This window comes from Flavobacterium sp. 9AF, from assembly GCF_902506265.1.
In the GTDB taxonomy this organism is placed as follows: domain Bacteria; phylum Bacteroidota; class Bacteroidia; order Flavobacteriales; family Flavobacteriaceae; genus Flavobacterium.
Window position 1 is genome coordinate 1879448 of sequence record NZ_LR733556.1, and the last position, 21186, is coordinate 1900633.

Annotated in this window: 22 protein-coding genes; 7 read left to right on the forward strand and 15 right to left on the reverse strand. The window is 28.6% G+C overall.

Features of this window, described 5'->3' with window-relative positions:
- Nucleotides 1-31 precede the first annotated feature (31 nt).
- From HALO113_RS08580 to HALO113_RS08615, 8 genes are read right to left on the reverse strand one after another with little or no spacing between them, the layout of a single operon-like run.
- Nucleotides 32-1210, reverse strand: a complete 1179-nt coding sequence (locus HALO113_RS08580) for a lanthionine synthetase LanC family protein (protein ID WP_159778631.1) — start codon at nucleotides 1208-1210, stop codon at nucleotides 32-34.
- Between the two features lie 3 nt (nucleotides 1211-1213).
- Nucleotides 1214-3415 carry a peptidase domain-containing ABC transporter gene (locus HALO113_RS08585; RefSeq protein WP_159778632.1) on the reverse strand — a complete coding sequence of 734 codons (2202 nt, stop codon included), beginning with the start codon at nucleotides 3413-3415 and terminating at the stop codon, nucleotides 1214-1216.
- Nucleotides 3402-6446: a lantibiotic dehydratase gene (locus HALO113_RS08590; protein ID WP_159778633.1), complete on the reverse strand. Its 3045-nt coding sequence runs from the start codon at nucleotides 6444-6446 to the stop codon at nucleotides 3402-3404. The genes HALO113_RS08585 and HALO113_RS08590 overlap by 14 nt, the downstream gene beginning before the upstream one ends.
- On the reverse strand, nucleotides 6447-7391 hold the full coding sequence (locus tag HALO113_RS08595; RefSeq protein WP_159778634.1) for an LLM class flavin-dependent oxidoreductase: 945 nt from the start codon (nucleotides 7389-7391) through the stop codon (nucleotides 6447-6449). It lies immediately after the preceding gene.
- Nucleotides 7388-8518: a lanthionine synthetase LanC family protein gene (locus HALO113_RS08600; RefSeq protein ID WP_159778635.1), complete on the reverse strand. Its 1131-nt coding sequence runs from the start codon at nucleotides 8516-8518 to the stop codon at nucleotides 7388-7390. Before HALO113_RS08600 ends, HALO113_RS08595 begins: the two co-directional genes overlap by 4 nt.
- Before the next feature lie 11 nt (nucleotides 8519-8529).
- Nucleotides 8530-8661: a hypothetical protein gene (locus HALO113_RS08605; protein WP_255477883.1), complete on the reverse strand. Its 132-nt coding sequence runs from the start codon at nucleotides 8659-8661 to the stop codon at nucleotides 8530-8532.
- Nucleotides 8662-8720: 59 nt separating this feature from the next.
- On the reverse strand, nucleotides 8721-8870 hold the full coding sequence (locus HALO113_RS08610; protein ID WP_201297593.1) for a class I lanthipeptide: 150 nt from the start codon (nucleotides 8868-8870) through the stop codon (nucleotides 8721-8723).
- A gap of 23 nt (nucleotides 8871-8893) precedes the next feature.
- Complete coding sequence (locus tag HALO113_RS08615) at nucleotides 8894-9043, reverse strand: class I lanthipeptide (protein ID WP_159778636.1); 150 nt, start codon at nucleotides 9041-9043, stop codon at nucleotides 8894-8896.
- 102 nt (nucleotides 9044-9145) lie between these two features.
- Here HALO113_RS08615 and recA point away from each other — a divergent pair, with 102 nt between their 5' ends.
- The 4 genes from recA (at nucleotide 9146) to HALO113_RS08635 (ending at nucleotide 13057) form a co-directional block, all read left to right on the forward strand.
- The gene (gene recA, locus HALO113_RS08620; protein ID WP_159779584.1) at nucleotides 9146-10150 is read left to right on the forward strand and encodes a recombinase RecA; all 1005 of its coding nucleotides are present in this window, start codon (nucleotides 9146-9148) and stop codon (nucleotides 10148-10150) included.
- Between the two features lie 119 nt (nucleotides 10151-10269).
- Nucleotides 10270-10674, forward strand: a complete 405-nt coding sequence (locus HALO113_RS08625) for a hypothetical protein (protein ID WP_159778637.1) — start codon at nucleotides 10270-10272, stop codon at nucleotides 10672-10674.
- Between the two features lie 17 nt (nucleotides 10675-10691).
- A complete protein-coding gene (locus HALO113_RS08630) occupies nucleotides 10692-11234 on the forward strand; it encodes an RNA polymerase sigma factor (RefSeq protein WP_159778638.1) in 543 nt (180 codons plus the stop codon).
- Entirely contained in the window at nucleotides 11231-13057 is a 1827-nt protein-coding gene (locus tag HALO113_RS08635; RefSeq protein WP_159778639.1) for a hypothetical protein, read from the forward strand. Before HALO113_RS08630 ends, HALO113_RS08635 begins: the two co-directional genes overlap by 4 nt.
- 110 nt (nucleotides 13058-13167) lie before the next feature.
- Here HALO113_RS08635 and HALO113_RS08640 read toward each other — a convergent pair whose 3' ends face one another.
- Complete coding sequence (locus tag HALO113_RS08640; protein ID WP_159778640.1) at nucleotides 13168-13512, reverse strand: toxin-antitoxin system YwqK family antitoxin; 345 nt, start codon at nucleotides 13510-13512, stop codon at nucleotides 13168-13170.
- Nucleotides 13513-13663: 151 nt separating this feature from the next.
- The gene (locus tag HALO113_RS08645; RefSeq protein WP_159778641.1) at nucleotides 13664-14671 is read right to left on the reverse strand and encodes a TlpA disulfide reductase family protein; all 1008 of its coding nucleotides are present in this window, start codon (nucleotides 14669-14671) and stop codon (nucleotides 13664-13666) included.
- A 94-nt stretch (nucleotides 14672-14765) separates the two neighbouring features.
- Between HALO113_RS08645 and aspS the strand changes: the two genes are divergently transcribed.
- The 3 genes from aspS (at nucleotide 14766) to HALO113_RS08660 (ending at nucleotide 17065) form a co-directional block, all read left to right on the forward strand.
- Nucleotides 14766-16511, forward strand: a complete 1746-nt coding sequence (gene aspS / locus HALO113_RS08650; RefSeq protein ID WP_159778642.1) for an aspartate--tRNA ligase — start codon at nucleotides 14766-14768, stop codon at nucleotides 16509-16511.
- Between the two features lie 44 nt (nucleotides 16512-16555).
- Entirely contained in the window at nucleotides 16556-16789 is a 234-nt protein-coding gene (locus HALO113_RS08655; RefSeq protein WP_159778643.1) for a hypothetical protein, read from the forward strand.
- 75 nt (nucleotides 16790-16864) lie between these two features.
- A complete protein-coding gene (locus HALO113_RS08660) occupies nucleotides 16865-17065 on the forward strand; it encodes a cold-shock protein (protein WP_159778644.1) in 201 nt (66 codons plus the stop codon).
- A 353-nt stretch (nucleotides 17066-17418) separates the two neighbouring features.
- On the opposite strand, the gene HALO113_RS08665 is transcribed toward HALO113_RS08660, so the two are convergent.
- From HALO113_RS08665 to HALO113_RS08685, 5 genes are all read right to left on the reverse strand, one after another.
- Entirely contained in the window at nucleotides 17419-18129 is a 711-nt protein-coding gene (locus tag HALO113_RS08665; protein ID WP_159778645.1) for a hypothetical protein, read from the reverse strand.
- 100 nt (nucleotides 18130-18229) lie between these two features.
- Nucleotides 18230-18721: a hypothetical protein gene (locus HALO113_RS08670; RefSeq protein WP_159778646.1), complete on the reverse strand. Its 492-nt coding sequence runs from the start codon at nucleotides 18719-18721 to the stop codon at nucleotides 18230-18232.
- Nucleotides 18722-18738: 17 nt separating this feature from the next.
- Entirely contained in the window at nucleotides 18739-19119 is a 381-nt protein-coding gene (locus HALO113_RS08675) for a hypothetical protein (protein ID WP_159778647.1), read from the reverse strand.
- A gap of 35 nt (nucleotides 19120-19154) precedes the next feature.
- Nucleotides 19155-19871, reverse strand: coding sequence for a hypothetical protein (locus tag HALO113_RS08680; RefSeq protein ID WP_159778648.1), 717 nt, complete (start codon nucleotides 19869-19871; stop codon nucleotides 19155-19157).
- A 12-nt stretch (nucleotides 19872-19883) separates the two neighbouring features.
- Nucleotides 19884-21173 (reverse strand): hypothetical protein, encoded by a 1290-nt coding sequence (locus HALO113_RS08685; RefSeq protein WP_159778649.1) that lies wholly within the window; start codon nucleotides 21171-21173, stop codon nucleotides 19884-19886.
- Between the last annotated feature and the right edge of the window lie 13 nt (nucleotides 21174-21186).

Here is a 21186-nt window from a genome sequence, read left to right on the forward strand (position 1 = left end):
ACTTTTTAAATAGCTTCTTTTCTATCAATTATTACAACTCATAATCAATAAAAGATAAAAATTCGAAATCTAAATTTTTATCAAAATTTAAAAGTGCTATTCCTATGCCTACTATTCCGTGAGAAAATGATAATTGAGCATTTACATCAAACTTATTGAAAGTAGTATCAAAACCTGCCCATTTTGGATTTTCAGTTCTATAGTTTTCTGTTTGTTTATACCAATAGGCTATTGTTTCCTCTAAAAAAGTTAAATTGGCTTTTTTCTGAAACAACTGCATAAAAGATGCAATACCTAAACTTCCATAAAATAAATTAGCATCGGAAACTAATTGCTGTTTATCATCTCTAATATGGCTCGCATGGCTTAAAATTTCAATAGCTAAATTTTCATATTCTTTAATTGCACAAATTTTTCCTGCTCTATAAAATCCATAAGCAATTCCTAAATCTCCATATAAAATATTAAATGATGAAAAACTATTGTCTGTATCGCTATTTGTAGAAAAAGGGAATAAAAACATTTCATTTGTCAATTTTTGATCGGTGATAAACATTAACGCTTTTTCAATCAGTCTTTTTACCCTATCTTTTTCAAAACCAATTTCGTAGAAACTTATTAAGCTATCTGTTATTCCCATTACCCCATGTTTGATGCCTAATTCTATTACCTTTCTTCCTTGACGCTCTATGTTTGACGTCCAAAATATTCCTTGGGAAACCTCATCTTTTTGCGATAACTCTTCAATCTTGTCTAAAACATCTGAAAAAAGACATTGATAATCTTTGTTGGAATGCTTCATTCTATTTATAAAATAATTGACATATTTTAATGTGCCAGAAATTGGACTTAAATTGTCTTCTTTTAAACTATCCACTAAAAAATCTTCGATAATTGAATCGTAATTTTCAAAATAAAATTCGATATCTGATGCATTTAAAATACCTTTTTCTTTATAAAAATTGAGTAATTTGCCAATACTTATGATATCTTCTATTATGTAACTCCCTTTATAAGATTCATTCAATCCTTCGATTGCCTTTTCTAAATATGCCAAACACAAATTTATTTTGTTTTCATAAAAATAAAACAAAGAAACTCCTGCTAATCCATTAGTTACGCCCATAGAAGTAAAAATAGAATGATTTTGCTCGATTACTTGTTCAATATCTTTAATCGTATTTATTGTGCTTTTTTTTATTGTATTCATATTTTAACTTCCTAATTCTAATTGGTTTTTAACTAAACTAAAATAATCTCCTTTTTTTTCTACAAGTTGGGCATGACTACCTACTTCACTTATTTCCCCTTTATTTAATACTACAATTTGATCGGCATGTCTTACAGTACTCAATCTATGTGCGATAATCACTACCGTTTTTCCTTTGAAAAAATCAAATAGATTATTATGAATAATTTTTTCATTTTCAGCATCTAATGCTGAAGTCGCTTCATCAAAAAAGACATAATGAGGGTTTTTATATACAGCTCTTGCAATTAGAATTCGTTGCTTTTGTCCTCCAGATAAACCACTTCCGGCTGCACCTACTTTTGTATCATATTGTAAAGGCAAAGATTCTATATATTCATCTACATTAGCTACTTTTGCGGCCAATTTTAATCGATCATAATCTATTTCTTCATCAGAAGTAGCAATATTTCTTTTAATGGTATCTGAAAAAATAAAGCCATCTTGCATTACTACGCCACAATTTTTCCTGATACTTTTAGGTGAAATATTTAAAATATTCTGACCATTAAAACTAATATGCCCACCTACCGAATTATAAAATCGTAATAAGAGTTTCATTAACGTTGTTTTACCACTTCCACTCGCACCTACAATCGCGGTTATTTTTCCATCAGGAATGTACATATCAATATTTTTTAGAACAAAAGGAGATCTTGGTCCTTCATATTGAAATGAAATATTACTCAATTTAATGCCCGAATTTATATTTGCAGTTTTTAAACCTAATGCTTCATAATTTTCTCTTTCTTCTGAAGATTCATTTTGCACTTCATTTAATCGAGCTAAACTCAATTTTGCTTCTTGCAAGGAACGTAAAAAAAGAATCAATTGATCTACAGGTGAATTCATCATTCCAATAATATAGGAAACACTCAATAAAACACCCAATGACATATCTCCTTGTACAACTAATAATGCAGTGTAAAAAGAAACACAAATATTTTTTATATGATTTATAAAATTAAAACCCGAAGTTTGAATTTGATCTAATCTTAAAATTTTAAGATTAATTTTAAATAGCTTATTTTGAACTTCTTTCCATTGATTGCATTTATATTCTTCGAAATTATTTAATTTCATTTCTGAAACACCATTCAATATTTCATATATAGTTTCTTGATTGTTACTATTTTCTATAAACTTATGGTAATCTAAAATCTTCCTTTTCTTTAAAAAGTAATAGGACCAACCAATAGATAAAAGAGTTAAAGCACTATAAATCAGCAATACTTTTAAATTATAATAGGCTAATACTACAAAGAAAACGGTAAAAGTAATTGTGGAGAAAAAAGTAGTAATAGAATGGGAAGTAAGAAAATATTCAATTCTATCATTATCCTGAATTCTTTGTTTAAAATCACCTATTAATTTAGAATCGAAAAACCCCAAGGGCAATTCCAAAATTTTATATAAAAAATCGGATATAATTTGAATACTAATTTTTGTTCCGACAATGAGAAGTGACCAGTTCCTAAAAATTTCAATTATTATGGCTCCAACATATAAACTTAACTGAGAAAATAAAATTAATTGTATATAATCTATATCCTTATTGGTGATTCCTTTATCTATAAGAAATTGGGTTAAAAAAGGAAAAATCATATTAATTGAACTTCCCAAAAGCATTAATAAAACTACGTAAATTAATCTCTTTTTATGCGACTTAAAATAGTTTAAAAAATAACTTAAAGAGATTTTTTGAGGTTTTTTAAATTCTGTTTCGTAAAATTTATCCTGTGGTTTTAAGAAAAGAGCTACACCTGTTGTATTGTCTCCTAGCCAAGATTTTTTAAATTTTTCATCATTAAGTTCTATAAATCCATGTGCGGGATCAGCAATTTTCCATTTTGTTTGTTTTGTAAACAATCCTTTTTTGTTTACGCCTCTTAAAACTACATAATGGTTGTTATTCCAATATAAAATGCAGGGAAAATTATTACTTTCAATCTCTTGTAATTGTTCAAAACTTAAGCTTCCAGAAAAAGTTTCATACCCTATTTCTTGAGCTGCTTCATCAATTCCTAATAATGAAACGCCTTCTTTGGTTATGTGACAACTTTCACGTAAGAAATGTAAGGAAATATCTTTTCCATAATGGTTAGATATCATTCCTAAGCAAGAAGGCCCACAGTCCATTTGATCATATTGTCTAATAAATTTCATTTTTCTCTAATTTTTGATTGTATTTTCTTTTTCCCAATTCTTTACTATAAAATCTTTCTAAAATTCCGTAGAGTATCATTTCATGAGCTCTTGGATTAGATTGTATAAATCGGTTAACTGTCATATGAATATAACTAGCTAACACATTTTTATTGATCGGTTTGTAAGCCATTTTTTGTAATTGATTTACTCGTTCAGTAAAATCTATTAATGGAGTACTCATTAACCTATCTATCTCATCATTATATTTTCTAAATTTAAGATTGATGTCTTTCTTGATTGATTTTATTTCGCCATGTTCTTCCCAAAAACTTACAAATAAGCTTTCTGTTAATTGATGTCTTTCCTGAAGAGAAACATCAAAAGCAGTAAAGGAATCGTCAATCGCCTTTAAAACATATAACCAAATCCTGTTTTCTTGTATAGATTTTAAATAAGACAACACTTTTAAAGTAAAAATGGAATCAATTGTAAAAACAGTTTCAGCATTTTCAATATTTTCTGGAAGATAGCGTTCTAATTCTCTATTGTAAGTAGATAAATCTAATTTCCAAATTTTCTTTTCTTCTAAAAGAGGGTTAAATGTTTCGTTTATTATTTGTGTGAGTGTGCTGTAATAATTTTTATCTGTAAGTCTGAATCGAATTCGAATATGAAACTCTGGATCAGCATAACGAATAAAAAACCACTTATCAATTATCTTTTGTTTCGATAGATAATTTACCATTTCTTGAACTTGTTGCAATAAAATGGTGTCTGAAGTTACTTTACCCGTATAAATTTTAAAATATACCCACTCATCTCCGAAAATAAAAGATCGTTTTACGGATGCTTCTTCATTAGAATACGTTTCAACTTGTTTTGCACTATTATCCTCCTTTTGTGATTGTACAAAAACAATGGTTTCATTGGCAAACTGATTCTTTTCTTTCATATCATAAACACATTCAGAAATTTGAACCGTTTCTCTCTTCTTAATTTCTTCCCAAAGAATAGAAAGTGTTATTGGATTTCTTGTATCAATTATCATTTTCTCTTCTCCATTCTCTTTGAGATAAACAAATTGTGGTATGTTTAACTGGTTGAGATGTGTTTTTAAATCATGGCTGTTTTTGTAGGTTTCCTTTTTTAAAACCCAATGCGCATTTCTTACTACTATAGTATCACCAAAAACCAACCTTGGACAATAAGATAAATCCTCTAAATTAAATCCACCAAAATTGATTCCATAATCGATAAATCGGTCTTGCATTTGTAAATCGCATAAAAAATGATAGGCTGGTAAAGAATTATAATGAAAGTTTTGTGCTGAACTTAAATAAGGAATAACTTCTTTTTGAAACTTCGCAGAACGTAACACAATCCTATTTCTCTTAATGCTTATATATAAATCATTAAGATCAATTATTATATTTTTTTCAGATGCTTTGGAAAGCAAACTTATTTCAGCTTGTCTATGTACCTTTCTAAGTAATATATTTCCAGTTCTATTTGATGGCAAATGAATGATCTCAGCTGTAATTTTATCTTCATTTAATTGCTGCTCAAAATCGGTGATTTTTTTAATAACTTCTTGCATTTGCGGGTCGTTATTTCCAAATCTTCCTATCAAATTAGTCGCTGTTGATCCTGCTGCATATTTTAGAAATATCTTATCATTTGCATAGCTATAGGATAAAGGGAAAGTGCCTTTTTGTATCGATTTTTCATTTTTATACACTTCGAAATTGATTTGATCTAAGTCTATTTCTTTTGCGTTTGCATTTTTCAAAAATAAATTCAACCAAAAGTTATTTATTTCAGGCTCAATTTTGCGATGACTAATTGTATTCTTAATGGGAGTAATGGTAATATCATCTAAAAGATCCGAGAAAAAAACATCTTCCTTTTGCGTTGCTAAATATCCTATTCCTAACTCATTATCTAATACTTCCATTAAACGAACTTCCTGGTCTTCATATCGAGCATAAAAATTTTTTTTAAACGTTTCTAAATTATCGATTGGAGTAGTTTGACTGTATGAAATTTTTGAAAGTTTATGAATAAGTTGCTCTATTTTTTCATCTCCTATGGCATAATTTACATTCGTTTTATTTTTTCTCAAATTAGAATTAATAACATATTTAGAATCAAAAGGAATTCCAATTTGAGTTAACTCTGAAAATATTCCCTCATAAATACCTTTAGTATTAAAGACTTTTTCATCAAGTTGTGTGAGGTAATTATCAACCTTAATCAATTTTTGAAAAATGTGATTTATATTTTCTTTCTTTTGAATTTGCTCTTTATTTTTATGATAAAACACTAAAATCTGCTTAATAGATTGAGAATCATTTAAACTAATTTCTAAAGAAGATAAATAAATTCTAGATTGAATAAGTTCTTCTATATATTTTTCAATTTCTTCATTATTAACACCTTCTAATACATTGCTTATTTCTTGTTTGAGTTCTTCAAAAGTGATTTCATTTTTAACTTCATGCAATAAGTAAGTTAATAGTTCATCCTCTTCTATAGAAGATAAAGTATAGCTAATTGTATCATTAACATATTGGGGTTCAATATATCTTATTTTGTCACCCACTTTATAAATAGAATTATTTTTTCTAAACGTAACCAATTTTTTTACTAAAGTATCTTCGTTTAAGAAATGTATAAGTTTTAAAAGATATTCCATATCGACAGCGGAAAATCTTTCAAAGTCTTTAGAATATGCCTGAGTTTGGTTGTTTACAATGGAATAGGTTGTGAATAAGCCAAAAGGCACCGTATTTGAGATTGCTCTTAAATAATACTTTAAAATAGTTTCGTTTATTTTTCCTCTTTCTTTATTTCCATTCACTATTTTTTCCCACTCACTGTGTAATATTGGTGAAGCTAAATAAACGGCTTCAGAAAAGTATTCATTATAAAATAATGCATCAATAAACCTATCCAACTCATTTATTTCGTTTGGAATAGCTTTATACTCATCCAATGAGAAAAAAGGAATTCTAACTATTTTATCTGAAAATAAGTTGATGTTTTTCATTTAATATACTTTTAAAATTTTTTGTGATGTAAGCTCTTTCATTAGCTTCAAATTCTCAATTTTTTTATCTAGATTCTTTTCTGTATCATAGATGATAAACTCATCAACTTCATATCTTTTTTGAAGATTTTCAAGAGTTTCCAAAAAGCTTTCTTCAGAAACAGGTAATGTTTTAATAGCCTCTTTACTATTGATTATTTTGGCTTCTTTTTCTTTAACTATTTCAGGAGAATCGGTAAAAGTAACTGCAATTGCTAAGGCTACTTCTGGCATTTCATTATGTGTATTAAAAAACTCTTCTCTGTATTTTCTTAATTCTTCCACACCTGGATCAAAATCAAAAACATCTAAGCCATGCATTAATGATTTACAAATGTTTAGTTTTTTTTCTACCGCCATTTCTCTTAATCTGTAACTGTTTGACAAATACCAAAGTGCTGGAGACAATCCTTTATAAGGAGGAATGATAATATTTCTTTTTTTATAATTTTCTTCTTCATTTTGAAGTAAATCACATATACCTTCTAGATTACTCATATAATCTTTATTGTCAAAAGAAGGATTATTGGTGTTGAAATAATTATGAAGATGTGAATGTTCTGGTCTTCCTTTAGACAAACCAAAGTCTATTCTATCGTTAAAAATATTATTTAACAATTTATAGTTTTGAACTAACGAATAAGGTGAATAATAACCAATTAAAGAGCCTGCAGATCCAACTCGAATAGTATTAGTCATTCCAGCAATAAGTGAAATTAATATTTCTGGGTTATTATATGGATGTAAAGAATTTGATCTATGGTGTTCTGAAATCCAAAATCTAGAAAATCCTATTTCATCTGCAGCTGTAGCATAAGAAAATATATCTTCTAATCCATACATGGAATTTTTTTGATCGCTTACCCCAAATTCCAAAAGTCCTATTTTAATTTCTTCATTTCTCATAATAATACAATTTTTGACCAGTTATTATTTTTTTGTTGTTCAAACTCTAAAAGTGTAAGAGTTGTTGCAGGTAAATTATTTATAAAATTTAAAGGGTGCTCTTTTATGGTGTCTTTTTCTAAATAGTCTAAAGTTTTTGAATACCAATAAAATGCAGCTTCTTTAAATTGCGAATTTCCAGTTTTTAAATAGAGATAGTGATAACTTTTTAAGACTCCTGAACTTCCATAAAAAAATCGATAATCTTCTATAGCTGTTTCCTGAATCTCTTTTCTTTCTATACTATCTAAAGCTATTGTGGTAGCTAGGTGAATAAGTTCTTTATTCACAAATTTCTTTTTTAAAGAAAAAATCAAAGTTGAGAAATTTATATCGCTATTAGACCAGGCTAAAACAGGTCTAAAATTTAATTCTCCTTTTACAATTTCTTCTTTATGAATACTTCTTGGTAAATAATACTTTTTGTTATTAAATGAATAATCGTTGTCTTTTATAATTTTGATTAATTTCTTTAATAAAAAAGTTATAATAACATCTGCTTTTTCATTTTCAATTGTGTTCAAGACTGCTATTATAGCACAGATGCCATGTGCATAACCTATATGAATACCTTCAATATATGCAGCCTTATTATAAAAAAAGAAATTATCCTCTTTTTTTATTTTTGCTTCTATTATTGATAAAATTTTATCAATACTTTCTTTGTCTTCAACAAAATTTAAAAAAAACAATATGCCGAAAGGTCCGTTTATAAAATCGTAATTGTTATGCTCTAACAAACGTATGGCTTCATTACATACTACTAATTTTATTTCGTTTATTTCTTTTTTATATTCTTCTCCTAATAAATTTGCGTTAACTAATAATTGAAGTATGAATCCTAAACCACTTAATCCATTTTCCAAAGTTGATTTAAGTAATAAATCAGATTTTGAAGTTTCTATATTTTGAAATATGATTTCTAAATATTCTTCTATTTTAAGGAGATGGAAATCCTCTTTTGAGTGTTCATATAAATTGAAATAATAATAAACCATCCCTAATTTTCCATCCATCAATCCATCAGATATTAATTCCTGCTTATTTTGTGTATTTATTCTTTCTATTAATTGATGCGAAACGGTCATATTAAATAATTTTAACTAGTTAAAAGTAATTTTTCAATTTCTTTTCTACTGGGATTCAGTTTTATATCCTTATTCTTGTTTTCGTATAATTTTGGAAGACTTTGATTAAAAATCCATTTTAAATCGACGAGTTCTTTATACATTTTGGATGATATTTAAGAGTAACAGTTTAATATAAAACTGTTACTCTTATTAAATAGTCTTATTGTGTTTTGTTACATGATAATAGTACACATGATGCAGCTGCTCCTTCTTGTGCTCCACCTTTTAAACTAGACATTTGAGACTCTTGTAATTTTGTGATTGCCTCTTTGTTTAATGTTAACCCTTTGTTTAAATTGATTTTTTTCATCTTGTTTTTGTTTTAATGATTAATTATTGTTGTTTGTTACATGATAATAGTACACATGATGCAGCTGCTCCTTCTTGTGCTCCACCTTTTAAACTAGACATTTGAGACTCTTGTAATTTTGTGATTGCCTCTTTGTTTAATGTTAACCCTTTGTTTAAATTGATTTTTTTCATCTTGTTTTTGTTTTAATGATTAATTATTGTTGTTTGTTACATGATAATAGTACACATGATGCAGCTGCTCCTTCTTGTGCTCCACCNCAAAATATACATATTATGAGCACAGATAAAGACGCAAAATTAAAAGCCTTACAATTAACATTAGACAAATTAGATAAAACCTACGGAAAAGGAACTGTAATGAAGATGGGTGATGCTGCTGTAGAAGAAGTAGAGGTCATTTCATCAGGTTCATTAGGATTGGATTTAGCTCTTGGTGTAAATGGATATCCAAAAGGCAGAATTATAGAAATATATGGTCCAGAATCTTCTGGTAAAACAACTTTAACCCTACATGCTATTGCAGAAACGCAAAAAGCAGGCGGAATTGCTGCTTTTATTGATGCTGAGCATGCTTTTGATCGTTTTTATGCAGAGAAATTAGGAATTGATATCGATAATTTAATTATTTCTCAACCCGACAATGGAGAGCAAGCTCTTGAAATAGCGGAAAGTTTAATTCGCTCTGGAGCTGTTGATATAGTGGTTATTGACTCAGTTGCTGCTTTAACACCAAAAAGTGAGATTGAAGGAGATATGGGGGATTCTAAAATGGGTTTACATGCACGTTTGATGTCTCAAGCATTGCGAAAATTAACAGCAACTATACATAAAACAAACTGTACCGTTTTCTTTATTAATCAACTTCGTGATAAAATTGGAGTGATGTTTGGAAGTCCTGAAACAACTACTGGAGGTAACGCTTTAAAATTCTATGCTTCTGTACGAGTTGACATTAGAAGGTCTTCACAAATTAAAGATGGAGAAAATGTAATTGGTAACAGAACTAAAGTTAAAATTGTTAAAAATAAAGTAGCACCTCCTTTTAAAACAGCTGAATTTGACATCATGTATGGTGAGGGTGTTTCAAAAGTAGGTGAAGTTTTAGATTTAGCAGTAGAGTTTGAAATCATTAAAAAAAGTGGTTCATGGTTTAGTTACGGCGATACAAAATTAGGCCAAGGTAGAGATTCTGTGAAAGCCTTAATTAAAGATAATCCCGAATTAATGGACGAATTAGAAATTAAAATAAAGGAAACCATTAAAGCGAATAATGCTTAAAATTAAAAAATCACGAAATTTTCGTGATTTTTTAATTTTATACGCAACCCTTTTCACTCTTTCACATCTAAGTTATAAAGAATAAAATTTAAAAGATAAATTAAAATATAATGTATATTATGAAAAGAATACTTTTTTTACTAAGCTTATTTTTAGTACTAAACTCGTGTAGTCTTGATGAAGGAGAAAAATATCATTTTCAAATTTTAGCAGTTGAGGAAGCTATAGTACCAGACAGTTTTGAACTAGATGGTGTTTATGAAATTAAATTAAAATATTATCGTCCTACTACCTGCCACGCTTACGATGGTTTGTACTATGATAAGGATTTAAACATTAGAACTATTGCAATAAGAACAGTCGTTTTTGAAAGAGATAATTGTGCCCCAGCTGACACTGAACTCGTAGAAACCTCATTTAATTTTCATGTAACTAATAATGGTTCATACATTTTTAAGTTTTGGCAAGGAACAGATGCTAATGGTGAAGATATTTTTTATGAGGTTGAAGTTCCAGTTATTTGATATAAAGTTTTAAAATTTTGATAATTGACCAACTCATAAATGATTGTAAGAAAGGAAATACTAAGGCATTTGAACAAATATACAGACTATTAAGTCCTAAAATATTTGGAGTTTGCCTTAAGTATTCGAGAAACTATGAGGAAGCTCAAGATAATTTACAAGAAGGTTTTCTTCTTATATATGAAAAAATAGGTCAATTTCAATTTAAAGGTTCTTTTGAAGGCTGGGCCAAAAGAGTGGTAATCAATTTCATTCTTCAACAATATAGAAATCAAGGTGTATTTGAAATTGTTTCCGAAAATATACCTGATGAAGTGGAGATAGAAGTAGATGACGAACATATATCTATTGAATTCTTAACAAAAATTATTCAAGAATTACCTGATAGATATAGATTAGTTTTTAATCTTTATGTTATGGATGGTTATTCTCATAAAGAAATTGCAGAAATGCTAAATATAAATATTGGTACATCAAAATCCAATTTAGCTAGAGCAAAGACTATTTTAAAAAGTAAAATTGAAACTCATAATACTGTTTCAATTCCAAATACGAAATGAAAGAAAATAAAAATATAGAGCGATTATTTCAAGAAAAATTTAAAGAATTTGAGGCTTCTCCTCCAGAGGATTCTTGGGATATAATTGCTTCTAAAATTAAAGAAAAAAAGAAAGAAAGAAAAGCAATTCCTTTTTGGTTTAAAGCCTCAGGAATAGCTGCTTCATTTCTTATAGGCTCTTTGCTAATTTTCAATTATTTGTCTAATGACAATGATTTTAAAATTAATGAAGATAAAATTGTTTTGGACGAAAACAAGAATATAAAGGACAATAATAACACTGATAGTAATCAAAATAAACTTCCTCCTAATAATAGCATTGTAGAAAAAAATAAAATACCTTCTATAGAAGCAGAAACAACCAAATTTAAATCAAAACCCACACAAATTCAGCAAAAAATAAAAACATCGAAAGAAGAAAGTTGGGCACACAATTCTGATCAATTAAATGATTTATCAAATGAAAAAGATTTAGTTAAAAAAGAGGCTACTTTACAAAATCAATTAGTAAAAGTAGTATCTAATGAAGCTACTGTTAATGTTTCTTCCAAAAAGAATAAAAATCTAGATAATAAAGAAGATTCTTTTGGTACAAAGTCTAAGTTATTGACAGATAAAGAATTTAAAAATGCAATTTCAAATTCTGCTCAAACTACTTCGGTTGAAGTTGACAGTACAAAGAAAGTTTTAAAGAACAATATACTATCTATTAAAACGGCTTCAATGACTAATTCTAAATTTATTAACAAAGAGCATGAGAATTCATCGACAGATAGTAATAAAAACAGTATTGCTTCAACTATGAATGAAACTGACAACAACTCAGAAAATGAAGCAACATTTTTAGAAAAAAACAAAGGTTTGCTGCTAGAAAAATCACAAAAATTAAATAATAATAATGACATAATTGTCAATTTAGAAGATAAAGACAAAAAAAATAATGCTATTATAGAAAACAAAAAAAATCAAAATGGCATAATTAAAGATAGTACTATAGTAATTGCAGAAGTTAAAACTGAAGTAAATGCTCTAGAACAATTGCTAAAAGAAAAGGAAGAGGGAAAGAATGCTGATGAAAAAGAAGAAGAGAAAAGAAGTAAATGGGTGGTAAGCACCAATGCTGCACCCGTTTATTTCAATTCCATTTCTAATGGTTCTCCTATAGATGAACAATTTGCAAATAATGAGAAAAACTATGCCCAAACACTTAGTTATGGTGTAGGATTACAATATGATCTCACAAAAAAAATTAGTATTCGTTCAGGAATTAACTCAATAAATATAAATTATAATACGAATAACGTCTATTATTCAAGTACTTTAAGAGAAGTTAGTGGTACCAATCTAAATATTACTAAAAATAGTAATGGTCAAAATTTAGTTCTAAGAAACTCTCCTGCAACAACAACTTCTTCCGATATTTCTTCTTTATCTATTGATGTAGAAAATATGAATGAGGCAAGTTTAGCTAGCTTAAATCAAGAAATGGGCTATATAGAAGTTCCATTAGAATTAACTTACAAAATAATAGATCAAAAAATAGGCATTCAAGTTATAGGAGGAATGAGTACCTTATTTTTAAATAAAAACAATATATCCCTTGTATCAAATGGATCCGAAATGGAAATTGGAAAGGCAAATAATTTAAACGATATCCATTTTAGTAGTAATATTGGTTTGGGTTTTAATTACAAGTTCTTAGAGTCATTTCAATTGAATGTTCAACCTGTCTTTAAATATCAAATCAATACTTTTAATTCTAATGCTGGAAATTTCAAACCGTATATTGTTGGTTTATATTCTGGACTTAGTTTTAATTTTTAATTTGGTTAAACTTAAAAATTTTAGTTAGTAGTTTTATTGTTCTTTTGATAAGGCATAAAACTGAAAAAGTCCCAAAAATTTGGGACTTTTTTATTATTTAATTTAAAGTATTAATTTTTAACTAATGCTTCTTTAGACCATTTTTTTACTTCTGCGATTCTACTATTTGCAAAATCTACTTCATTTAATGCTTTATCACTCCAAAAAAACCATTTACCAGTCTTTTGTCCTTTTTCATATTCTCCCATCGCTTGCTTTGAACCATCTAAATTATATGAAATCCATTTTCCATGAAGTTTACCATCTAAATAAGATCCCTCTTGTTTAATCTGACCATTTTCATAAAAATAAGTAGCTTTAACCATATTACCAACCACTTCATATTTTGGTTGAATTTCTTGTGCAAACATCATTCCTGAAGCCAATAAAACTGCTGCAATAACTATCTTTTTCATATTATTTATAATTAATAGGTTAACGATTATATAACAAATATAAAAAAAAATTTACACAAAACAAACTTTTACTTAACAATTTAGTAACATTGAAAAGTAAGCATAAAAAAACCAACGTGAAGCACGTTGGTCTTTTATATTAAATTAAAATTTATTTATTGAAAAACTCTCCTAATGTTGAGTCCAATCCATCCGATGATGGTCTTGGTGCATCAGCAAAAATAACTTTTCCATCTGGTCCAATTAAAATAAATCTTGGAATAGCATTTACACCAAAAGCTTTAATAAAATCTGAATTCCAATTATTATCTGCAAATAATTGTACACCTCCTAATTGTTTGTCAGTTACAAATTTTTTCCATTTTTCGTAATCTTTTTGAGTATCTACAGATATACTAACGAAAACAATATTATCATTATGATATTTCTCTTCTATTTTTTTCAGGTAAGGTATTTCAGCTCTACAAGGAGCACACCAAGTTGCCCAAATATCTATATAAACATATTTCCCTTTAAAATCTTCTAATTTAGTCTTACCGCCTTTATGATTTTCAAAATTAAAAGTGGGACTAGCAATACCATTCATCTTTTCAGATGTTTTCTTTTGTACATAATACTGACTCAACATCATGGATTCTTGTTGAATCATCGCGGATAACATTTGTGATAAAGATGCATCTATCCCTGCTTTTTGTAAAATAGCTAAATCATTATTTTTCTTCTTATCTAAACTCGATTGAAAAGTGGCTTCATCTTCAGTAAATAAAACATCTAACTCTTTCTCAAAAACCTCATCACTTAGTGCTTTTTGTGCTAAATAATTATTTTCTACAGCACCTTTACCTTCATATTTAATAGATTCATCAAAACTTTTTGCATCCATAGATAATTTTAAATCATATCCATTTTTAAGGAACAGCATGGTAGTTTCTGAACCATCAAAAAGTTGGAATAATCCTTCATTTGGAATTTCAAAAGCATCTTTAAATTGCCCTCTTTTATTAAGACGTAACGTTTTCTTAAAGTTTTTTCCAGAAGCTAAAACTATAGAATCTGAATTACGATTTGCGATTTTACCTTCAAAAGTAACCATTTTTGAAGCATCCTGAGCATGAACAGACAAAACAGCAAGCCATATTAATGTTACCAATTTTTTCATAAGACTTAAATTGAATTAAAAATAATCCTCAAATCTAATAAATTTACTCGATAAAATTAATATTTGTTATTACTTTTGCATAAATTTTAATAAAATGTATAGAAGTCATTCTTGTGGAGAACTTACTGCTTCACATATAAATACAGAAGTAACATTAGCTGGTTGGGTACAAAAAACACGTGACAAAGGTTTTATGATTTGGGTAGATGTTAGAGATCGATACGGTATAACCCAATTAATATTTGATGAAAAAAGAACGCAACCAAACGTTTTTGAAAAAGCAAAAACACTAGGTAGAGAATTTGTTATTCAAGTAAAAGGAACTGTCATTGAAAGGGAATCAAAAAACCCGAATATGCCAACTGGTGAAATTGAAATTTTAGTTTCCGAATTGAATATCTTAAATGAAGCCATGCTTCCTCCATTTACAATAGAAGATGAAACGGATGGTGGGGAAGATATCAGAATGAAATATCGTTATTTAGATATTCGTAGAAACCCAGTAAAAAATAATTTATTATTCCGTCATAAAGTAAGTATGGAAGTTCGTAAATACCTTTCAGATAAAGGTTTTTGCGATATTGAAACACCTTACTTAATTAAATCTACTCCAGAAGGTGCAAGAGATTTTGTGGTTCCAAGTAGAATGAATGAAGGACAATTTTATGCTTTACCACAATCGCCTCAAACTTTCAAGCAGTTATTGATGGTAGGTGGTATGGATAAGTATTTCCAAATTGTAAAATGTTTTAGAGACGAAGATTTACGTGCAGACCGTCAACCAGAGTTTACGCAGATAGACTGCGAAATGGCTTTTGTAGAGCAAGAAGACATTTTAGATATGTTTGAAGGTTTAACACGTCATTTGTTAAAAGAAATTAAAGGTATTGAAGTAAATAAATTTCCTAGAATCACCTATGATTATGCTATGAAAACGTATGGAAATGACAAACCAGATATTCGTTTTGAGATGAAGTTTGGTGAGTTAAATGCTGTGGCACAACATAAAGATTTTAGTGTATTCAATTCGGCTGAATTAGTAGTAGGTATTGCTGCTCCAGGTTGTGCTTCTTATACTAGAAAAGAAATTGATGCGTTAATTGATTGGGTAAAAAGACCTCAAATAGGTGCTTCGGGAATGGTATATGTAAGATGTGAAGATGACGGAACATTTAAATCATCTGTTGATAAATTTTACGACCAAGAAGATTTGAAAAAATGGGCTGAAATTACAAATGCAAAACCAGGTGATTTAATTTTAATTTTATCGGGTAATGCTGACAAAACAAGAACCCAACTTTCCGCTCTTAGAATGGAAGTGGCTACACGTCTAGGATTGAGAAAATCAGATGAATTTGCTCCTTTATGGGTGGTTGATTTTCCATTATTAGAATGGGATGAAGAAAGTGGTCGCTATCATGCGATGCACCATCCTTTTACTTCTCCAAAACCAGAAGACATTCAATTAATTGAAACGAATCCTGGAAAAGTAAGAGCGAATGCTTATGATATGGTTTTAAATGGAAATGAAATTGGTGGTGGTTCTATTCGTATTCATGATAGAGAGTTACAATCTAGAATGTTTGACTTACTCGGATTTAGTAAAGAGGAAGCACAGGCACAATTTGGTTTCTTAATGAATGCTTTTGAATATGGTGCTCCTCCACATGGTGGCTTGGCTTTTGGATTAGACCGATTAGTATCAATTTTAGGTGGTCAAGAAACCATTCGTGATTTTATTGCTTTCCCAAAAAACAACTCGGGTAGAGATGTCATGATTGATGCCCCATCAAAAATTGACAACAAACAATTAGAGGAATTACATATTAAATTGAAATAAATAATTAAAAGGACTTATAAAGTCCTTTTTTTAATCTTAAAAAAATGAAATACTTTATATTAGCCTTGCTTATCTTATTTTTCATCTTAGTAGGCTATGGCTCATATTTGAATGCTGAAGTGGCCAAATCTGGAGACAAATGGATTGGAATTGGTGTATTACTAATCGCATTTGGAATAATGCCTCTTTTTATTGCTTCAAGATATAAAAAAAGTAAATTAAAAGAATTCTTGAACAACCAACTCAATAAAAACAGCGAAAAAACTGAAAATCAGTAAATTTCTTTCTAAAAATCATTGTCGCTTTATTATTAATTTTATCTTTGAGAATTATTAATATTTATTTTTTATTTAATGCGAACAGGCACAGTTAAATTCTTCAATGAAGAAAAAGGTTACGGTTTCATCACTGATGAAGAAACTGGAAAAGACATCTTTGTACACGCAAGCGGAATGAAGGGTGATTCTTTATCACAAGGAGCGCGAGTGAGCTACGAAGAAGAAGAAGGAAGAAAAGGTAAAATAGCTGCTCAAGTAGTAGTTATCGAAGACTAATATAATTATTTTTTGATTACCTAAAAAATTAAAAAGTCCTGCAATTGCAGGACTTTTTTTACAAACTTAAAAAACAAACTATTTATTTAACCCAAATAAATATTTTTACTGATTTAATATATAGGCACTCTACTCTCTTACTATTCTATTCACAACTTATTTATAAAAAGAGTATCATTGAATTTATTCAATTTAAAGAGGCTGTCCAAAAAGTATAATCCTGAAAAGCTAAAATTGTCTTCGCTTATTTAATTATTGCCGATCAATTATTTTATACCCCAAAATAAATTTAGAATGACAAAAACAAGACTTTTCAGACAGCTTCTTCTCAATAAAAAAAGGCATCCCTCTTCTTATCTCTCAAAACGATATTTTTTTGTTGAAAATTCATAGGGATTAGGACCAAAATTGAGTAATTCAAGCTTAAAATCAGATCTGTTAATATGAGTAATTAAATCATTTTTCTTAAAAATATTAATATAATCTAAACCTAAAGTTATTCTAACATCTCCATTTAACCTTGAAAAACCATAAATTTGATAGCTATTTACGGGAATTTGAGTAGTAGCAAATAGTAGTTCACTTCCTTTCATTTTTAAATAATCAAATTGATATCCTTTACAAACAACAGCAGGTTGTTGAATATTAGATTGGTCGATTATTTTACTTGTTTCTAAAGGTTTTAATATCGTATCATACATTTCTTCTGATGTTACTGCAGAGATATTTTGTTTTAAAATAATTTTATCCCCTTTTTCAGTTGTACCATAAATTTCATAATCTCCATTAGGATAAGAAATTACAGCATCAATCATATCATCATTTGGTATATATAATATTCGTTCAAAAGTTTCATCTACATAAAACCAAAGTTGATTCTTTTCTCCATTCATCTCATATTGATAAATCAATGCATTTGGAAAATACTGTATGTAATCTTGTTTTTTTGAGGATTCTGAAACCAAAGATTTTTTTTCTTGATTAAGTAAACTCTTATGTTGTCTTTCCTTTCGACAACTCAAAAAACAACAAAATAAGAGACAGACTACTAATATATTTTTCATTTATTTATTTTTTGACAGATTAAGCTGAGTCATATACTTATTAATTCCCTTTTTTAATACCTTTAAGTTCAGCTTGAATTAGCTCATATCAAGTATAAAATTAATTTACGGTTATTTGAAAACGAACAGGCTTAATTGTTCCTTTTACACCAATAGGTTTTGCTTCTAAAATCACTTCATATTTTCCAGAAGACATTTCTGATATTCTGTCATTTGAATTGGTTTGAATATTTGATAAAATCGAAATAAAATCAAAAGTCTCCACAGGCATAAACATATCACCAGGAAAAAATGGAATTGGATTTCTTTTACTACTTCCTATTATTTTGCCTTCTTTTTTAACCGTAGTTGTAAAAACAAATTGCACCACTTCTTTTTTATCTTCATTTAGAGGAATTGCATCAGTAGTAAAAATAAAATGTAGGGGATAATTTCCTTCTCTAAAAGCCGCATAGAGATTTACTACCTTATTATTTTTTAATTTAATTTCCATTTTTGATTGCTCACCCAAAAGCATTTCACCTTGAACCAATTGCGCATTTGCAAAAAGACCGCATAATCCTATAATTGCAATTAATAATGTTTTTTTCATTTTATTTTGTATTAAATTTATTTCCCATCAAAATATTCATTCAGTACTTTTGTAGGTCTCTTATCGTGAAAATCAATGGTATATTCAATACCTGCACCATATTTTTGAGTTTGACGAAATAAAGTATAAGTTATAACAAATGTTCTCTTTGCCACCTTATCTGTTACAGTAACTGTCATTTTAGCTCTTGTTCTTCCATCCCCATAATCAAAGACTTGAGGCACTTCATTAAAAGTAAAACCAAGTTCTGTTTTTCCTCCTACTTTATGATAAATGTGGGTTTTCCCATTTTCTATTGTGAACTTCGGCACAGTAGAGTTTGAATCTCTATTTGTAAATATTTGAGCGGAAATTTTACAGCTAAAAAAGAGTAATACAATAAATACAATATTTTTCATTGGATATTATTTTAAATTTTAATAATTATTTTTTTTTATAATTTTTGTTGTATAATTTGCTTAGCTACAGCGATAGCTTTTTGTTTATTAATAGCTTCGTTATCGCTAACTTCAGCCGTTATTTCGAACTCTAATCCTTTATAAAACACTTTTAAATGTTTGTATTTGTTGTCCCATTTTGCATTATCACCCACATTTGAAATATCTGTAAAAGAAATACCATCCATCATACTGTTTGCCATTTCTTTAGCTGAATTTGCTTGTTCATTAGTCGCTTTTCCTTCTCCTTGCATTTCAGTCATTTTCTTATCCATCGCTTGGTTTGCTATTTTTATCTCTTCAGCAGTAGGTGTATGATAATCAAATTTAAATTTGTCTAAAGAGGTATTTCTTACCCATGTAATTTCCACAAAATCATCAATGGGTATATTCATTTCTTTATTAGTAATTGGGTTATTTACTTTTTTCATTCTTCCTTTATCCCAATTGTAAGACACACTATGCGTTGCTGGATCTTTTAAAATTTTACTGTATTTTTTTTTCGCTTCGTTAGGTACATAACCTGTTACTTCGCTGGCAATTTCTAAGGTTAATAATTCGTCTAGTTTTCCATTGTATTCGTCAGAAGTTTTGCCAATGGCTTGTTCAACAGCTTTATTGTTTTCTTGTTCCATTACTGTTGAACTTCCTTCGTTTTTGCACGAAAAAGCGAAAAGAAAAATAGAGGTTAGTGCTATTATTGTTGTTTTCATATTTTATTTTTATTATAATTTTTTAGAACTGTAATAAACTCCGTAATCAACCACATTGTGATCACCTTGTATTCTAAAGAAACCCGGTTTTACTTCATCCTTACCAATAGCAGCAGTAGATAAATCTGAATAAAGTTTTCTTTCAATTTTATAGGCGTTTTCAATAAAGACTTTAACTGATCTTTTCCCAACAACTTCATCACTTAATATACCATCTTCTTTTACTTCAAACTGAAATTCGAAATAAGCTTCTCCTTTCATTTCTTCAAGAGAATTATATCCGTAGTCATTAGGATTAAATTTAAAGCGTATAGGAGCATTCATTAAATGAATTACATATTTATCATTAGATTTTGCTTTTGGGATTTCAAAAATTCTACCGTATTTATCCAAATATTTTGCCATATAGGGTTGAATCATCTGTAATTCATTTGTATTTTTATTTTTTATATAAAATCTTATCCATCCTATTCCGTAGATGTCTTTAGAAGGATCATTTATTAAATAATCTAATTGACATTCATAAGTTACATCATTCGCTTTTTTTAAATTACTTGCTGGTGATGCAGTTAAGTTATTAAAGGTATTAGAGCTTGAACTATTAGCAATAACTTTATTATTTTTCACATGTTTGGTTCCATCCCAATTACCACCTGTTAATGCGGTTGTCCAACCCCATTTTCCTTTAAAACTATTGCCTTCAAAAGAATATTCTAAATATCCCTTGTTACCGTTATTTGTAAAAGTTCCAGTTAATTTTTTTGTTGTAGGATTATAGGTTGCATCAATGTTTCCCACATCGTGGTATTTTCCTGTAACTTTATTGCCAACTTGTTGTAAAATAATGTAGCCTTGCGTTGTGTTCCATTTTCCACTCCAAACATTTGTAACGTTTTTAATAGCATCGCTTCCGGCAACTTTAGAAGTTACTTTCCAAATGTAATCTGGGTTTGTAGAATATTTATTATCTGTAGCATAACCCCAATTTCCATCAAAAGAAGAAATACCGCCTTCAAAAAAGTGCAGTTTACCAAATGGACAAAAGAAAACAAACTTCCCTTCGGCAGCACCATTATGAAAACTACCTACAATTTCTTTTGCTTTATTACTTGAAATACCTGTAATAGTACCAATTCCTTTATAATCGCCATAAATCATGCCTCCGTTTGGATATTCAATTCCTAGTTCAACAGTTAAATTAATGGTTCCATAATTGGTATTATAAACTCCATCTATAAAGGTTTGTTGCGCATTAGAAATAAGACTCAATACTAATGCGATAATTAATATTATTTTTTTCATTCTGTTTATATTG

Bases quoted from the DNA above. Each gene is read 5' to 3' on its own strand.
- HALO113_RS08580 (WP_159778631.1), bottom strand. From the start codon at position 1,210: ATGAATACAATAAAAAAAAGCACAATAAATACGATTAAAGATATTGAA.
- HALO113_RS08585 (WP_159778632.1), bottom strand. From the start codon at position 3,415: ATGAAATTTATTAGACAATATGATCAAATGGACTGTGGGCCTTCTTGC.
- HALO113_RS08590 (WP_159778633.1), bottom strand. From the start codon at position 6,446: ATGAAAAACATCAACTTATTTTCAGATAAAATAGTTAGAATTCCTTTT.
- HALO113_RS08595 (WP_159778634.1), bottom strand. From the start codon at position 7,391: ATGAGAAATGAAGAAATTAAAATAGGACTTTTGGAATTTGGGGTAAGC.
- HALO113_RS08600 (WP_159778635.1), bottom strand. From the start codon at position 8,518: ATGACCGTTTCGCATCAATTAATAGAAAGAATAAATACACAAAATAAG.
- HALO113_RS08605 (WP_255477883.1), bottom strand. From the start codon at position 8,661: ATGTATAAAGAACTCGTCGATTTAAAATGGATTTTTAATCAAAGTCTT.
- HALO113_RS08610 (WP_201297593.1), bottom strand. From the start codon at position 8,870: ATGAAAAAAATCAATTTAAACAAAGGGTTAACATTAAACAAAGAGGCA.
- HALO113_RS08615 (WP_159778636.1), bottom strand. From the start codon at position 9,043: ATGAAAAAAATCAATTTAAACAAAGGGTTAACATTAAACAAAGAGGCA.
- recA (WP_159779584.1), top strand. From the start codon at position 9,146: ATGAGCACAGATAAAGACGCAAAATTAAAAGCCTTACAATTAACATTA.
- HALO113_RS08625 (WP_159778637.1), top strand. From the start codon at position 10,270: ATGAAAAGAATACTTTTTTTACTAAGCTTATTTTTAGTACTAAACTCG.
- HALO113_RS08635 (WP_159778639.1), top strand. From the start codon at position 11,231: ATGAAAGAAAATAAAAATATAGAGCGATTATTTCAAGAAAAATTTAAA.
- HALO113_RS08640 (WP_159778640.1), bottom strand. From the start codon at position 13,512: ATGAAAAAGATAGTTATTGCAGCAGTTTTATTGGCTTCAGGAATGATG.
- HALO113_RS08645 (WP_159778641.1), bottom strand. From the start codon at position 14,671: ATGAAAAAATTGGTAACATTAATATGGCTTGCTGTTTTGTCTGTTCAT.
- aspS (WP_159778642.1), top strand. From the start codon at position 14,766: ATGTATAGAAGTCATTCTTGTGGAGAACTTACTGCTTCACATATAAAT.
- HALO113_RS08655 (WP_159778643.1), top strand. From the start codon at position 16,556: ATGAAATACTTTATATTAGCCTTGCTTATCTTATTTTTCATCTTAGTA.
- HALO113_RS08660 (WP_159778644.1), top strand. From the start codon at position 16,865: ATGCGAACAGGCACAGTTAAATTCTTCAATGAAGAAAAAGGTTACGGT.
- HALO113_RS08665 (WP_159778645.1), bottom strand. From the start codon at position 18,129: ATGAAAAATATATTAGTAGTCTGTCTCTTATTTTGTTGTTTTTTGAGT.
- HALO113_RS08670 (WP_159778646.1), bottom strand. From the start codon at position 18,721: ATGAAAAAAACATTATTAATTGCAATTATAGGATTATGCGGTCTTTTT.
- HALO113_RS08675 (WP_159778647.1), bottom strand. From the start codon at position 19,119: ATGAAAAATATTGTATTTATTGTATTACTCTTTTTTAGCTGTAAAATT.
- HALO113_RS08680 (WP_159778648.1), bottom strand. From the start codon at position 19,871: ATGAAAACAACAATAATAGCACTAACCTCTATTTTTCTTTTCGCTTTT.
- HALO113_RS08685 (WP_159778649.1), bottom strand. From the start codon at position 21,173: ATGAAAAAAATAATATTAATTATCGCATTAGTATTGAGTCTTATTTCT.